Here is a 15,135-nt window from a genome sequence, read left to right on the forward strand (position 1 = left end):
TGTAAAGTGATCAAACCCGAAGAAAATCACTCCACTCTAACTCTACTGCCTGTCTCGAGACTCTTTCGAAAAGCAGCTTGAGGATTGAGTAAAATAATTAGATAACCCGCAGCTGATAGGATCAGCGTCGTAGGGGCAGGAAGCAAATGTTACCAAGATTACACTCGCAAACTGACGTCGACCCTCTTGTTCTGATTTTTTTAAAAGAGCTTGAACAAGCTGGATTCACCGGCGATATAGAAAGCCAATACTCAAGCCGACTTGCGGTTTCCACTGACAACAGTGTGTACCAGCAGCTACCTCAGGCTGTTGTTCATCCAAGAACAACGCAAGATGTTGCGCTTATTGGTAAACTGAGCAATAAAGAAAAATACGAGCGAATCACGTTCTCACCTCGCGGTGGCGGTACTGGTACTAATGGGCAGTCCCTAACGAAAGGCATTGTGGTTGACTTATCTCGCCACATGAACAAAGTGCTTGAAATCAATGAGGAAGAAGGCTGGGTACGCGTTCAGACTGGTGTGATTAAAGACCAGTTAAATGATGCAGTACGCCCTTATGGTTATTTTTTCTCACCTGACTTATCCACCAGTAATCGCGCCACTATCGGCGGTATGGTCAACACTGACGCCTCTGGTCAGGGATCATTAAAATACGGCAAAACGTCAGATCATGTCCTCTCACTTCAAGCCGTGTTTGCCGATGGTTCGATTTTAGAGTCTGACTTGTCTCATGGTTATCCAAACGAAGGCGAGTTTGCCGCAACCGCGCTGAACGTCACCGAATCCGTCTGTCGTGAAAAGCGTCAACAAATTAACGATAAGTTCCCACCTTTAAACCGTTTCTTAACTGGATACGATCTGAAAAATGCACTTAACGAAGAGGATGATAGTTTCGATATCACCCGCGTTTTGTGTGGCGCAGAGGGTTCACTTGCTTTTATCACCGAAGCGAAGTTAAACCTGACTCGTATTCCTAAAGTGCGTACCTTGGTGAACGTTAAATACAACAGTTTTGATTCAGCATTGCGTAACGCGCCACTGATGGTGCAAGCAAACGCGATGTCGGTAGAAACGGTCGACTCAAAAGTTCTTAACCTCGCGAAACAAGATATTGTTTGGCATACGGTCAGCGATCTCATCACGGATGTACCAGACAAAGAGATGCTTGGTATCAACATGGTGGAATACGCAGGCGAAGATGCTGAGGAGATCGCCTCTCAAGTCGCGGCGTTAACTGCCAAACTTGATACCATGCTCGAAACTGAAGAAGCGGGCATTATTGGCTATCAGGTGTGCAATGATGTGGCGAGCATTGGCCGTATTTACAACATGCGTAAAAAAGCGGTAGGTCTGCTGGGTGCGGCTAAAGGTCGTGCTAAACCGGTACCGTTTGCTGAAGATACGTGTGTCCCACCAGAAAACTTAGCCGATTTCATTGCTGAGTTCCGCGAACTGCTTGACGGAAAGTCTCTCAACTACGGTATGTTTGGCCACGTCGATGCGGGCGTATTGCACGTTCGTCCTGCTCTGGATCTGTGCGATCCGCAGCAAGAAGTGCTAATGCATGAACTCTCGGATGAAGTGGTTAAGCTCGTCGCGAAATACGGCGGCTTGATGTGGGGTGAACACGGAAAAGGTTTCCGTTCAGAATACGGACCGGAATTCTTTGGTGAAGAGCTGTTTACTGAGCTAAGACGCGTAAAAGCGGCGTTTGACCCTCACAACAAGATGAACCCGGGGAAAATCTGTACGCCGTTAGACAGTGATGCAGAGTTGGTGAAAGTAACTGACACCAAACGTGGTTACTTCGATCGTCAGATTGATGTTCAGGTTCGCGACAGCTTCAAGCAAGCGATGGAATGTAACGGTAATGGCCTGTGTTTTAACTACGACACCAGCTCACCAATGTGTCCATCGATGAAAGTCACGGCTGACCGTCGTCACTCTCCTAAAGGTCGGGCAGGGCTAGTGCGTGAGTGGTTGCGTCAGTTGACAGAGCAAGGTATCGATATTCTCGACCTTGAACAACAAGCATTGGAAAACAAATCGTCGATCAAAACTATGATCGATCGCGTTCGTCATTCAATTAACCGTCGTCATGAATATGATTTCTCTCATGAGGTCTATGAGGCGATGAATGGCTGTTTGGCTTGTAAAGCGTGTGCCAGCCAGTGCCCGATTAAAGTGGATGTGCCGAGCTTCCGTTCTCGCTTCTTAAATATCTATCACTCTCGCTACCAGCGTCCTGCAAAAGATTACCTGGTGGCGAACATTGAAACCATGTTACCGCTGATGGCGAAAGCCCCTGGTGTCGTGAACGGTGTCCTGAAGCAATCTTGGGTGAAAAGCCTAACTGCATCGACAGTGGGTTACGTGGATGCGCCTTTGCTGTCTGTACCGACTTTGCAAAAACGTATTGAATCTCTGACAACCGCTTATGACCTCACCGCGTTGTCTCGATTGTCTTCAGAACAGAAGAGCAAACATGTTCTGATCGTTCAAGATCCGTTTACCAGCTATTACGATGCCGAAGTGGTAGAAGATTTTGTGAAGCTGACAAAAAAACTGGGCATGAATCCGGTTTTACTGCCATTTAAACCAAATGGTAAAGCGCAGCATATCAAAGGCTTTTTACGCCAGTTCTCAGAAACAGCAACGGATACCGCGAAGTTTTTATCTTTGGTTGCCGATCTGGGCATTCCAATGGTGGGTGTTGACCCAGCATTAGTGCTTTGCTACCGAGATGAATACAACGAAGTACTGGGCAACAAGCGCGGTGAATTTGAGGTGCTGACCGCTCATGAATGGCTCTATCCAAGACTGGAAGATTTCGCATCAGTAGAGTCTACTCAGCAAGAACCTTGGTATCTGTTTGCTCACTGTACAGAAAAAACCAAAATGCCAAACGCAGAAAAAGAGTGGGGTGCAATTTTCTCTCACTTCGGTGCGGTACTAAATACCGTCCCGGTTGGATGCTGTGGTATGGCGGGGACTTTTGGGCACGAGGTTGATAAGGTGACGATGTCGAAAGACATTTACAACCTAAGCTGGAAGCCAAACTTAGATAAGTTGGACAACGAGCGATGTCTCATCACGGGTTACTCTTGTCGAAGTCAGGTAAAACGTTTTGAAGGCACTAAGCAGAAGCATCCGGTTCAGGCGTTGCTGACACTTATTTAATCACTTCAATGAAGAATAAGCCCAGTTCTGCTGGGCTTTTTATCGACTCATCAACTTGAGACTTCAAAGGATTTGAACCTTGAGAAAACTTGAACTTAGAGTGCCACCTGTCGCGGTCTTTTTGCTGGTGGTTTTACTTATGTATTGGCTGAAAGGACTGACGCCGACATTTAAGATCACAGTCCCTTTTGTCGAATTTGTTGTCGCTGCTTTAACGCTGTTATCGGGCTTTATTGGCATTGCCGGCGTTTATGAATTTCGTAAAGCGAAGACAACGGTCAATCCAGTTAAGCCGGAGTCTGCGTCATCTGTCGTAAACACTGGTGTCTTCGCCTATACCCGAAACCCGATGTATGTGGCTCTGTTGCTGCTTATTATCGCTCTGGGTTTGTGGTGGCAGCACCTTAGCGTCATCCCTTGTGGTGCTCTGTTTATCTCCTATATGAATCGTTACCAAATTAAGCCTGAAGAGCACGTGTTAGAAAGGCTGTTTGGTGAAGATTACCTGAAATACAAAAACCGGGTACGTCGCTGGATATAAGCGCAGATCGTTTCGCTATGTTCTAAAGGCGATTTACCTTTGGCCTAAATAGCACCAGGTGGTCTTTGAGCGAAGTCTTCTACCACGAAATCGATAAGTGCCCGGACTTTTCGCGGTATTACGTTTCCTTCTAAATAGACCGCGTTAATCGGGTGCTTATTCATGCTGTATTCGTCGAGGAGTTGTACCAGCCTTCCACTCTCAAGATCGTGTTGTAAAACGAAATCTGGACAAATCGCTATCCCACGTCCATCTATCGCCCAATCTTTTGCGATGCGAGCACTGTTCACCATCAGGTTCCTCTCAGGTACGACGGCGGTTTCTTGTTTGCCGCGATAGAATAACCACTTGTTGTGACCTCTTCGGTTGGTATCGATAATACAGAAATGATCCTTGAGTTCTTGAGGTGTATTTGGTGTTCCTCGTTGCTTCAGGTATTCAGGCGAGGCGACGACGCAACTGGTGATTTCCCCAAGCTTCCTTACTTTCAGTGTCGCTGTGTCTGGCAGTCCGATACGAAACGCTAAATCAATGCCCTCAGTAGCTAAGTCTACATAGGAATCACTCAAACGTAGATCAATCGATAGCTGAGGATGAAGGGCAGAAAAGCGGCTCAATAACCCGGTGATGTAAATCTCTCCAAACGTCAATGGTGCGGATACACGCAGTACGCCAGTTAACCCTTTGGACTCTTCAGATATTGCACCCAGCAGGTCATCCAACTCGTCTAATAGAGTAGGAGCCCGAGCAAGCAACGCCTGACCTGTGGGAGTAAGGCCAACTTTCCGAGTCGTTCTCTGCAATAACTGTGCGCCAATCCTTTCCTCTAACTGAGCGACATATTTAGAAGTGATTCGGTTAGATACGCCGAGCCTTTGTGCTGCTTCTGTAAAAGACCCTGTTTGTGCGGTGGCGACAAATGCTTTTAAACCATCAACCAAGTCCATCTTAATACTCCAATATTAGGAACGTTTTGTTGAATATCATTCTACATAATCGTCATTGTATTGAAAGTTTGCTGCGTACATAATTTCTCCATACCAAGTTAAAACGAACCACAATGTTGTGGTACTGACAAATTAAGGGAAAAGCGATGAGCGTTATGTCCTCACTTCAAAAGCTGAAAAACAGATTTAAAGCTTCACCAAGAATGCCGGTGGTATTCCTTGGTCATGGCTCCCCAATGAACGTCATTGAAGATAATGAATTCACACGCAGTTGGGTGGAACTGGGACGTACATTGCCAAGACCTCAAGCGATACTAGTGGTTTCTGCGCACTGGATGACCCAAGGTAGTACGCTGGTCGATGTATCTGCATTACCTCGTACCATTCATGACTTTTACGGGTTCCCAGATGCGTTATACGAGAAGCAATATCCGGCGAAAGGGCATCCAGAGCTCGCTAAAGAAGTCGCTGCGCTGTTGTCAGATCATCATGTACATACTGATGACACTTGGGGACTCGATCATGGTGCATGGTCAGTGTTGAACTCAATGTTCCCGGCGGCCGATGTGCCAGTGTTTCAACTATCCATTGATATCACCAAAGACATGAACTGGCACTTAAGCATCGGTAAAAAGCTCTCTGAGTTACGCGATCGAGGCGTGTTGATTCTTGGCTCGGGCAATATTGTTCACAATTTAAGAGCCTTGCAGTTTGATGGTAAGCCACACGATTGGGCGATTGAATTTGATCAGTATGTCGCTGACCAACTGAATAACCGTGACTTTAAATCGTTAGCCGATGTTGCTTCTATGGGAAGCCTATTGCGAATGGCTAACCCGACACTCGAGCATTACGCGCCAGCATTGACGATCGCTGGAGCATCAAATTTGAAAGATGAACTCATTTATACCTCACAAGGTGTCGAGCTAGGTTCAATCTCAATGCGCTCATTCGTTTTCAACGGCGCTTAAAATTAGGGGATTAAAGTATGTTAGTGAATGGAAAATGGACAGAGAACTGGAAAGCGTTACAAAAAGCGGATGACAAGGGGCGCTTTGTTCGACAGGTCTCCGAGTTTCGTAACTGGATTACTCCGGATGGTAGCCCGGGTCCTACAGGAACTGGGGGATTTAAAGCAGAGCCAGGACGTTACCGCTTATATGTTGCGCTAATTTGCCCTTGGGCATCGCGCACATTGATCGCACGTAAACTGAAAGGATTGGAAGATATTATTCCTGTCACCGTGGTCAATCCTCAAATGACATCACAAGGGTGGGCATTTGGTGGTTACGATGGTGCTGATACCGATCCGCTGTTTTCATCACAGTACATGCATGAAATATATACGCGTGCGAACCCGACTTACACTGGGCGTGCAACGGTACCCGTGTTGTGGGACATGAAACAAAATGTACTGGTGAACAACGAAAGTGCGGATATTCTGCGAATGCTGGATACGGCTTTTGAAGAGATTGTTCCATCGGATATCAGACTGTATCCGGAGACGTTTTCTGCGGAGATTGAAGAACTTAACCCTCGTATCTACAACGATCTCAACAATGGTGTTTATAAGGCTGGCTTTACTCAGTCCCAAGATGCTTATGAAGAAGCGGTAAACAAAGTGTTTGCTATGTTAGATGAGTTAGAAAGGCGTTTGGAAGGACAAGATTATCTGGTTGGTAATCAACTAACAGAAACGGACATCCGTACCTTTGTTACTTTGATTCGTTTTGATGCGGCATATCACGGCTTATTCAAAACCAATCGCAAGCAAATTGCAGATTATCCGAACCTTTCCAGCTACATGGAACGCATACTTAATCTTCCGGGTGTGGTAGATACGGTCAGTATCGATCACATTACAGCGGGCTATTACTCGATAAAAGAGCTAAATCCAGCGGGAATTCGTCCAACCGGACCTGCCTATATTGAGGCAATGATTCAGTCAGCAAGAAACGCGAATAAGACGGGCTAAAAAAATAGCGGTAACGCATTAAGTCGTTACCGCTAGAATTTGGTTTCTTAGGAGTATGAGGCAGTAATTACGCTGCCTCAACGAACTTTGCTAAGAATGCGTCCTTACGCTCATGGAAGCGCGTGACCAAATCATCAACAGCTTCTTGGTCGTAAGGTTTCAAACCACTTGCAACCATACGCTTAATGCCGTTACCGACAACTTCACCATCTTCTTTGAACGCGAAGTTCAACGTCACTACGCCACGCTTGCCGTCTACGTCGAAAGTTGCGCCTGTAAATTCTACCTCCGGATGGGTTAGATCCAGACGAGAGAATTCAACTTCCATACTTTCGTAAATCACTAATGGGCGTTGGCAGTTGATCATCATTTGCTGCTCTTCCATAAGAGGAACCATGATGTGAGGGAAGTTCATGCCAGAAAACTGAACGTAATTTGTCACTACATGTTCAATAAATGCTGGGTCACGGTTGGTTTCACCTTCGCGAGACATGTGCAAATATTCTTTGCCAGCAGCATCAACAACTGCACTTTCTTTCTCACACTTATTCTCAATATGAAGCGCAACGCCGTCATTTACCATGCCAGAGAAGTTGAAGCGCATTTTTTGACTGATGCCTTCTTTGCTTAGCAGTACGGCAAACAGTAGATCGCCAGGTACACAGAAGCGTTTGTTGTCTTCATCATGGATTGGGTTGTAATCGCCAGCTACGCGCTTCGCAAAGTGACTTGCTTGCTCGCGAGTGAACTGAAACTGGTGCTCATTGTTAGAAAAATAAGGTGTTAGAAACATAATTTTTACGTAGTAACCAAAACTGTAAGGGATTATATGCGAAACACTGACGGGCAATGGTCCATCCAGTGAGATTTCATCGTATCTTCACCATGATATGCTCATCGAAAGATAAATGTGTAAAAACGCACACTTGAATTACTTTTAATACCTATAAAGCCAGAGGCCTAAGTGTTCATGACACGGCGATATCTAGGTATTCACTTATATGATAGAAGTATAGACACAAAAAGGCCCCACACTTTAGGTAGAGCCTTTTAAATACTGCATTAATGAAAGAAGTTTAAATAATAACTGGAGTTACTTCTCTGCCATCGCATTGGCAATGTCCCAACATAAACGAGCCGCTAAGCGTGCCGTTTGGCTATCGACATCATAATTTGGGTTGTACTCGGCAATATCTGCCAGCATCAACTTGTTTTTACAATGAAGAATACGCTCTAAGAATGGTGCAATCGTATCGTAACTCACGCCACGAGCAGCTGGCGCACTTACACCAGGAGCCGTTGCAGCTGGAAATACGTCCAAGTCAATCGTCAGATACAGGTAATCACAATCGTCGATAAAATGCTGCAGTTGCGTCAGATGGTAGCTGAGGTTCAAATAACTAAGCTGATGATCTTCTACGTACCACACATTTAAGTCATCCGCTTTTTGGAATAGAGCCTGAGTATTGCTGCTGCGACTCACCCCTAAACACGCATAGTGGAATGCCCAATCATTGCGTTGGCAAAAGTGATGAATTTGATTAAATGGGGTACCGGAGCTTGGCTTCACATCGGCTACCTGGCTTTCGAAAGCTCGCAGATCGAAGTGCGCGTCGAAATTGATAATGCCAATTTTCGGCTTTTTATCCGGATGATGAGACTTGAAGTACTCCGCAAGTCCGGAAAATGATGCCCATGCAATTTCGTGCCCGCCGCCCAACACAATGACTGGCGTGTGGGGAAGTGCTTGAGCAATGGTACTTGCACAACGAGCCTGACTTTCTTCCAACAAATCGTCTTCACATACCACCGTTCCGAGATCGTAAATTGGGGCATCTTTGTGCCAAGCAAGATTTGCCAGTGCTCGACGGATTAAATCAGGCGATTTCTTCGCTCCGACGCGGCCTTTGTTTCTTGCTACGCCAGCATCGGTAGCAAAGCCTAATATTGAAACGCCTTGCGCCACTTTTTCCAGCTCGTGAGCTGGCTGATGTTGGACAACATGGTGGATACGTTGGCCAAGCTTACCATCTTCGGCATCATGACGACCTTGCCAGTGAAATAGCGGATTATGTAGATCGGATTGAGACATCTTAAAGGCCTCCATGTGCAATGTATTCACCATTTACTATACGACCTACCAGACGTTTTGCACCGACTTGGTAGCTAAGGTCTGCTGGATGGTCGATATCCCAAATCGAGAAATCGGCATCAAAGCCAACTTTTATCGCTCCTCGAGACTCTTCGTAGCCCAATGCTTTTGCCGCATGTTGGGTTGCACCTCGTAGTGCTTCTTGAGGCGTCAGACGGAATAGGGTACACGCCATGTTCATCATCAGGGTCATATCGGAAAATGGTGATGTACCTGGGTTAACATCAGTTGCGATCGCCATCGGTACGTGATGCTTTCTCAGTAATTCAATCGGTGGCAGTTGCGTTTCACGTAAAAAGTAGAACGCACCAGGCAGTAAGGTTGCGACCGTTTCTGATTTTGAAAGCGCGATAACACCTTCTTCATCGAGGAACTCAATATGATCGGCAGAGAGGCCGTTATACTGTGCAGTAAGCGCGGTGCCACCAAGGTTAGATAACTGTTCTGTGTGGCCTTTTACTTTTAAGCCGTGTTGTTTTGCTGTGGCAAACACTTTTTCTGTCTGCTCTAGGTTAAAGCCGATAGATTCACAAAAAACATCGACGCTGGTGGCGAGCTTTTCTTCTGCAACGAGTGGGATGATGTCCTGACAAATATGTTCAATATAGTCATCCGCGCGACCAGCAAACTCTGGTGGTAGTGCATGCGCAGCAAGCAGCGTAGTAGTTATCTTAACCTTTCGTTCTTGCTCCAGCGCTTTTGCGGCACGCAACATTTTGAGTTCGTCATTGAGTGTTAACCCGTAGCCTGATTTCACTTCTATTGAAGTCACGCCACTAGCGAGCAGCCCGTCTAAACGAGGGAGTGCGAGTTCGACGAGTTGCTCCTCAGTGGCCGCTCTTGTTGCTTTTACTGTCGAGAGAATACCACCGCCTTGTTGAGCGATCTCCTGATACGGCACACCGTTTAAACGCATCTCGAATTCGTTCGCGCGATTGCCTGCATAAACAAGGTGAGTATGGCAATCAATCAAACCCGGCATCATCAGTTTGCCTTGCAGATCGAAACTTTGAGGGTAGAGCTGTGGATCTAGCTGTGACTCGATCTGAGGATCGTCCTCACCAAAGGCACGAGTACTGATGGCGACGATTTTCCCAGATTGAATCCCGACACGCGCAGGTGATGTAGGCAGATATCCTGCTTCCCCTTGCGTCATAGTGACCAGACGCGCATTTTCAATCAGCAAGTCCATTTTTATATCCTATTTGGTTTGTAGTTTTAAATGTATATACAAATATGTATAACAAGAAAGTATCGATGACAAGATTGATGTTGTAAAGGTGTGATCGAAGAGTAGGAGGATTGTTATTCCCACTCGTTTAAATCAGTACTTTGGAACTCAGTTTGTATTTATTCCCTGGATGGTAAAGTAAAGCCGTGCTGACCAATTTATCCTGGCTCCAGGTTCTTCGGTTTAGGAGAAGACAAGGCTCGTTGGATGACATATTGAGATCAAGCTTTATGCGGTTATCAGGAACGATAGCCTCCACAGTGTGTTCGATAGCACTGAGCGGGCAGTTGTCTGACAAAAACTGATTAGGCGTGATATGAGTAAAGTCTTGGTCCAGGTAGCTTGGCGCATATTGGCTGTTGACCCAGCGCAGTTCCAACTGAATTGGTGTGCTGTCTTCGTAGTGGATAATTTCACTGTAGAATACGGTGGTGCCCAGCATCACGCCAAGTTTTGTTGCGATGGTCGCATCGGCTTTAATCGCGACCTGTTTTAGAACCTTGCTGCGATACTCACGGCCGCGGTCCCTCACTTCTGCAGCAATATTGCGGATGTCTAGCAATGGTGACTCCGATTTCTCAACCGGATTACAGACAAATGTGCCAAGCCGCGGGCGACGTTGAAGCCTGCCTTCATTCACGAGATCTCGAATCGCCTTGTTCACGGTCATTCTACTGACTTCAAATTGTTCCGTTAATTCGAACTCGGTTGCGATACGTTGTCCGGTCATCCACTCTCCGGTTTCAATTTTATCGAGGATAAATTGCTTAATTTGCATGTAGAGTGGCGCAGACATAATGAGTTCCTTTAATTGACTATACAAATAGTGCTCAATTTGAGGAAAAATAGCAAACAGTTCTCTCCAACGGGTATCAATATGGCTGGTTTAGTCACAGCATTGCGTGAGTGACTCTGATGCTGAATGTTGGAGCCGCGTGGTTATTTTTCATCGATAAGGGAAATAGCCCGAATTCTCGATGTCTATAGCTTGAAGCGCATGAAGCAATTGTGTAAATAGGTCACAATCAAAATAAAAATGATAGAGACGTAAGGGAAGAAATGTTTAAAAAGTTAAAAGCATCATTAGGTATTGGTTCGGCAAAAGTGGATACCATTTTGGACGAGATGAGTGTTTACCAGGGTTCAACGCTTACAGGGTATGTCCAAATTATTGGTGGCGATGTAGAACAGCGCATTGACGCAATCACCATTAAACTGAATACGGAAATGAAAGTAGAAGTGGATGACAGCGTCAGATATGAGACGTTTACGCTTGATCAGCTGAAAGCTGTTGAGCCTTTTGTGATTCAAGCCAATGAAGAAAAGCAAGTGCCTTTTCAGTTGAAGTTACATGATGAAACACCCATTACTCTGGTCAACGCATTAAAAAATCAATGTCACGTTTGGTTAGAAACAACCTTAGACATTGACTTCGCGATGGACCCGCGTGACCGCGACTATATTGAAGTTAAGCCACTGCCAGTGGTATCACGAGTCATTCAGTCGATCGAACAAGCCGGATTTTCAATGGTGAAAGCAGATGTTGAAAAAGGTTTCTTGCGCGGCGGTTCTTTCTCTTCTCGCTCAGGTATCTATCAGGAATTGGAGTTCCGTAACAACGGTTTCATCTCTTCGAAAGAAATTGAACTTTCCTTCATTTTAGACGGGCAAGTCATCCACTGTTTAGCAGAAATCGACCGTTCGCTCAGCTTGTCTGGCGACCAGTATCGTTCATTCACTTTACCAATCAGTGCGACAGATGCTCAAGTCGCCGCAGCGATTGCTCCAACTTTAAGTTTATAATTGATTAGCTGTCTGATCCCGGCCTAAATAAGTACCGATAGCCAATCGTAAATGCGATATCGGTACTGTTGTCCATGTTTCCCACATTCTCTATAGCGATGAGCTCCAAAGCAGAGTTTTGCATTAGGTAGCGATAGCCAACTTTAATCTCTTTGGCAGCATCGGCAAATTCGTTCGGGCCTGCAGCTGAACCTTGGTACCAGTGGTACTCAATGATCATATGGTGATTTTCGGCAAGGGAGTAACGATAGCCTGCTGAAATTGCAGCCGTGTTCTTTCGATAGGGTAAGTTGAGCATTGCACGGTCGTCAGGACGAAAGGTCATTCCGATCATTGAATAAATGGCATGGTCGCTATTCAGATAGCTATAGTTGACCTGAAAACCCTGTTCAAAACTGCTTCCTTTAAAAGTGCCGTGAGTAACCTTGTCGTAATAAAGGCTGCCACCAAGCGACAGGCCATGCTGTTTGCTTTGAAATATCTGGTATTGGACGTAAGTGGAAATATTATTGGTGATGGTTTCTCTGCTAAAGTCGTCCTCAAAAACGCCGTATTGGGGCATTGATATGTAAGAGCGGCCTTTGCCAACTTCATCTCGTCCATTTTGGTCGATACTAAATAAATCATGGAATTTTCTAGTAAGACCATCCAGATGGTTATCGGCTTCAAATACCCAGCGATAGTTGAGCTCCCACTGCCAGCGGCTGCTGATTTGCCATTTTCCACCAACCTCGACCTGATTATGGTAATAATCTAAAGCGTACTCATCCGTATGAGCCCAGACACTGGCTATTGTGGCCGATGCATAACCTTCAATGTAATCTGAAGGCAAACTAAATCCTGAGCGTAAGTAATTAGTGTGGCTAACCGATTGTATCGGTGATTGAGCGTAGGCGCGGAGCGGGCCATAAAAGTCATTGGCGGCCAATGCAGGGGTTGAGAAACATACAACAGTGCAAAATAGGGTAGGATGCCATCTCATTTTGATCATATGAATACCTAAACGGAAATGACTCATTAATGTAAATATAGTGTTAAATTCACATTCTGGTTTCCGATTTTTATTTTCTTTTCTTTGTGTTAACTGTTTTTGCTTGTGTTTAGCGACCGAAGGGTGAAGATTAAATGACAGAGTAAATCGCTCTTTGCATTCTAATTGTGAGCTAGGTACAATCTGCTCTTCCGATAATGGTCCGGTATTCGTATTACCGAGAGACCTTCATCGCATTCAACTATTTTCCAACAAATAGCTTCTAAATTTGAATAACATGTGTTGCTTGGTATGCAACACCACTGTAAAGGACATAGCATGCCTATTATTACTCTTCCTGACGGCAGTCAGCGTCAATTTGACAACCCAGTATCTACAATGGAAGTTGCGCAATCGATCGGTCCTGGTCTTGCAAAAGCAACTATCGCTGGTCGTGTTAACGGTAACCGTGTTGATGCGTGTGACCTAATTGAAGAAGACGCAAGCCTTGAGATCATCACGGTAAAAGATGAAGTCGACGGTCTGGAAATCGTTCGTCACTCATGTGCGCACCTTCTTGGTCACGCTCTAAAGCAGCTTTACCCACAAGCTAAAATGGCGATCGGTCCAACCATCGATAGCGGCTTCTACTACGACATCGACTTAGACGAGTCTCTAACGCAAGAAGATCTTGAGAAGATTGAAAAGCGTATGAAAGAACTGGCGAAGACCAAGTACGAAGTTGTTAAGAAAAAAGTAAGCTGGCAGGAAGCGCGTGATACGTTTGAATCACGTGGCGAACCATACAAGGTGGAAATCCTAGACGAAAACGTATCTCGTGATGATCGTCCTGGTCTTTACCACCATGAAGAATACATCGACATGTGTCGTGGCCCTCACGTTCCTAACATGGGCTTCTGTCAACATTTCACGCTATTGAATGTTGCGGGTGCTTACTGGCGTGGTAACAGCGACAACAAAATGCTTCAGCGTATTTACGGCACGGCTTTCCACGATAAGAAAGCGCTTAAGGCTCACCTAACTCGCCTTGAAGAAGCTGCGAAGCGTGACCACCGTAAAATCGGTAAGCAACTAGACCTGTTCCACATGCAGCAAGAAGCACCGGGTATGGTGTTCTGGCATCACAATGGCTGGTCTATCTTCCGTGATCTAGAAGTGTTCGTTCGTGACAAACTGAATGAGTACGACTACCAGGAAGTAAAAGGCCCACTGATGATGGACCGTGTTCTTTGGGAACGCTCTGGTCACTGGGACAAATACGCAGATGCGATGTTCACGACTTCTTCTGAAAACCGTGAATACGCAATCAAGCCAATGAACTGTCCAGGTCACGTTCAGATCTTTAACCAAGGTCTAAAATCGTACCGTGACCTACCGCTACGTATGGCAGAGTTCGGCTCATGTCACCGTAACGAACCATCAGGCGCACTACACGGCATCATGCGTGTACGTGGCTTTACTCAGGATGACGCTCACATCTTCTGTACAGAGAGCCAAATCCAAGAGGAAGTAACAAGCTGTATTAAGATGGTTTACGATACTTACCAAACATTTGGTTTCGACAACATCGTAGTGAAACTGTCTACTCGTCCAGAAAAACGTGTAGGTTCTGATGAAATCTGGGATCAATCTGAAGAAGCATTGAAACAGTCTCTAGAATCAATGGAAATTCCATACGAGATTCAAGAAGGCGAGGGTGCGTTCTACGGTCCTAAGATTGAATTCACGCTATACGACTGTCTAGATCGTGCATGGCAGTGTGGTACGGTTCAGTTAGACTTCAACCTACCTGGTCGCTTAGGTGCAACTTATGTAGGTGAAAACAACGAACGTCTAGTTCCGGTAATGATTCACCGTGCAATTCTAGGTTCCCTAGAACGTTTCATTGGTATCCTTATCGAAGAATATGCTGGTTTCTTCCCAACTTGGTTGGCACCAGAACAGGCTGTTCTTATGAATATTACTGATAAACAGTCAGATTATGTTCAAGAAGTAGTACAAAAATTACAAAAAAGTGGAATTAGAGCTAAAGCGGACTTGAGAAATGAGAAGATTGGCTTTAAAATCCGCGAACACACTTTGAAGCGTGTACCGTATATGCTTGTCGTTGGTGACCAAGAAATGGAAGCTGGCGAAATTGCAGTGCGTACTCGTAAAGGTAAAGATCTCGGTAAATTTAAGGTGGATGATTTTATCTCTTACATCCAAGACGAGATTTCAAGCCGTAAGCTCAATCTGGAGGAATAAGCTATTAAAGGCGGAAGACGCGGCCAACAGCCGGTAAAACAAAACCCACACCGTTTAAACGGTGAA

Annotated in this window: 12 protein-coding genes; 6 read left to right on the forward strand and 6 right to left on the reverse strand. The window is 45.5% G+C overall.

The features are described from left to right. Positions 1-146: 146 nt before the first annotated feature. On the forward strand, positions 147-3,182 hold the full coding sequence (locus tag VEJY3_RS06270) for an FAD-binding and (Fe-S)-binding domain-containing protein (RefSeq protein WP_014231600.1): 3,036 nt from the start codon (positions 147-149) through the stop codon (positions 3,180-3,182). Positions 3,183-3,261: 79 nt separating this feature from the next. Beyond that, complete coding sequence (locus VEJY3_RS06275) at positions 3,262-3,723, forward strand: isoprenylcysteine carboxylmethyltransferase family protein (protein WP_014231601.1); 462 nt, start codon at positions 3,262-3,264, stop codon at positions 3,721-3,723. A gap of 44 nt (positions 3,724-3,767) precedes the next feature. Here VEJY3_RS06275 and VEJY3_RS06280 read toward each other — a convergent pair whose 3' ends face one another. Continuing rightward, positions 3,768-4,670, reverse strand: coding sequence for a LysR family transcriptional regulator (locus VEJY3_RS06280; protein WP_014231602.1), 903 nt, complete (start codon positions 4,668-4,670; stop codon positions 3,768-3,770). Between the two features lie 146 nt (positions 4,671-4,816). On the opposite strand from VEJY3_RS06280, the gene ygiD reads away from it, so the two are divergent. Continuing rightward, positions 4,817-5,641, forward strand: a complete 825-nt coding sequence (gene ygiD / locus VEJY3_RS06285; protein ID WP_014231603.1) for a 4,5-DOPA dioxygenase extradiol — start codon at positions 4,817-4,819, stop codon at positions 5,639-5,641. 17 nt (positions 5,642-5,658) lie between these two features. Beyond that, positions 5,659-6,645, forward strand: a complete 987-nt coding sequence (locus tag VEJY3_RS06290) for a glutathione S-transferase family protein (protein WP_014231604.1) — start codon at positions 5,659-5,661, stop codon at positions 6,643-6,645. Positions 6,646-6,712: 67 nt separating this feature from the next. Here the strand turns inward: VEJY3_RS06290 and VEJY3_RS06295 are convergent, their stop codons facing one another. The 4 genes from VEJY3_RS06295 to hutC form a co-directional block, all read right to left on the reverse strand. Next, positions 6,713-7,438 carry a DUF3581 domain-containing protein gene (locus VEJY3_RS06295; protein WP_014231605.1) on the reverse strand — a complete coding sequence of 242 codons (726 nt, stop codon included), beginning with the start codon at positions 7,436-7,438 and terminating at the stop codon, positions 6,713-6,715. A gap of 300 nt (positions 7,439-7,738) precedes the next feature. Further along, positions 7,739-8,737: a formimidoylglutamase gene (hutG, locus tag VEJY3_RS06300; protein ID WP_014231606.1), complete on the reverse strand. Its 999-nt coding sequence runs from the start codon at positions 8,735-8,737 to the stop codon at positions 7,739-7,741. 1 nt (position 8,738) lies between these two features. Beyond that, entirely contained in the window at positions 8,739-9,989 is a 1,251-nt protein-coding gene (hutI, locus tag VEJY3_RS06305; protein ID WP_014231607.1) for an imidazolonepropionase, read from the reverse strand. Between the two features lie 127 nt (positions 9,990-10,116). Beyond that, positions 10,117-10,824 carry a histidine utilization repressor gene (gene hutC / locus VEJY3_RS06310; protein ID WP_014231608.1) on the reverse strand — a complete coding sequence of 236 codons (708 nt, stop codon included), beginning with the start codon at positions 10,822-10,824 and terminating at the stop codon, positions 10,117-10,119. Between the two features lie 263 nt (positions 10,825-11,087). Here hutC and VEJY3_RS06315 point away from each other — a divergent pair, with 263 nt between their 5' ends. Next, the gene (locus VEJY3_RS06315; RefSeq protein ID WP_014231609.1) at positions 11,088-11,831 is read left to right on the forward strand and encodes a sporulation protein; all 744 of its coding nucleotides are present in this window, start codon (positions 11,088-11,090) and stop codon (positions 11,829-11,831) included. Between the two features lie 4 nt (positions 11,832-11,835). On the opposite strand, the gene VEJY3_RS06320 is transcribed toward VEJY3_RS06315, so the two are convergent. Then, positions 11,836-12,822: a DUF3187 family protein gene (locus VEJY3_RS06320; RefSeq protein ID WP_041170214.1), complete on the reverse strand. Its 987-nt coding sequence runs from the start codon at positions 12,820-12,822 to the stop codon at positions 11,836-11,838. Between the two features lie 318 nt (positions 12,823-13,140). Here VEJY3_RS06320 and thrS point away from each other — a divergent pair, with 318 nt between their 5' ends. Beyond that, positions 13,141-15,069: a threonine--tRNA ligase gene (thrS, locus tag VEJY3_RS06325; protein WP_014231611.1), complete on the forward strand. Its 1,929-nt coding sequence runs from the start codon at positions 13,141-13,143 to the stop codon at positions 15,067-15,069. Positions 15,070-15,135 lie beyond the last annotated feature (66 nt).

The sequence above is a fragment of the Vibrio sp. EJY3 genome (assembly GCF_000241385.1).
GTDB classification, from domain to species: domain Bacteria; phylum Pseudomonadota; class Gammaproteobacteria; order Enterobacterales; family Vibrionaceae; genus Vibrio; species Vibrio natriegens.

Coding starts and splice junctions, on each gene's coding strand:
- VEJY3_RS06270 (WP_014231600.1), top strand. CDS start 147: ATGTTACCAAGATTACACTCGCAAACTGACGTCGACCCTCTTGTTCTG.
- VEJY3_RS06280 (WP_014231602.1), bottom strand. CDS start 4,670: ATGGACTTGGTTGATGGTTTAAAAGCATTTGTCGCCACCGCACAAACA.
- ygiD (WP_014231603.1), top strand. CDS start 4,817: ATGAGCGTTATGTCCTCACTTCAAAAGCTGAAAAACAGATTTAAAGCT.
- VEJY3_RS06290 (WP_014231604.1), top strand. CDS start 5,659: ATGTTAGTGAATGGAAAATGGACAGAGAACTGGAAAGCGTTACAAAAA.
- VEJY3_RS06295 (WP_014231605.1), bottom strand. CDS start 7,438: ATGTTTCTAACACCTTATTTTTCTAACAATGAGCACCAGTTTCAGTTC.
- hutG (WP_014231606.1), bottom strand. CDS start 8,737: ATGTCTCAATCCGATCTACATAATCCGCTATTTCACTGGCAAGGTCGT.
- hutI (WP_014231607.1), bottom strand. CDS start 9,989: ATGGACTTGCTGATTGAAAATGCGCGTCTGGTCACTATGACGCAAGGG.
- hutC (WP_014231608.1), bottom strand. CDS start 10,824: ATGTCTGCGCCACTCTACATGCAAATTAAGCAATTTATCCTCGATAAA.
- VEJY3_RS06315 (WP_014231609.1), top strand. CDS start 11,088: ATGTTTAAAAAGTTAAAAGCATCATTAGGTATTGGTTCGGCAAAAGTG.
- VEJY3_RS06320 (WP_041170214.1), bottom strand. CDS start 12,822: ATGATCAAAATGAGATGGCATCCTACCCTATTTTGCACTGTTGTATGT.
- thrS (WP_014231611.1), top strand. CDS start 13,141: ATGCCTATTATTACTCTTCCTGACGGCAGTCAGCGTCAATTTGACAAC.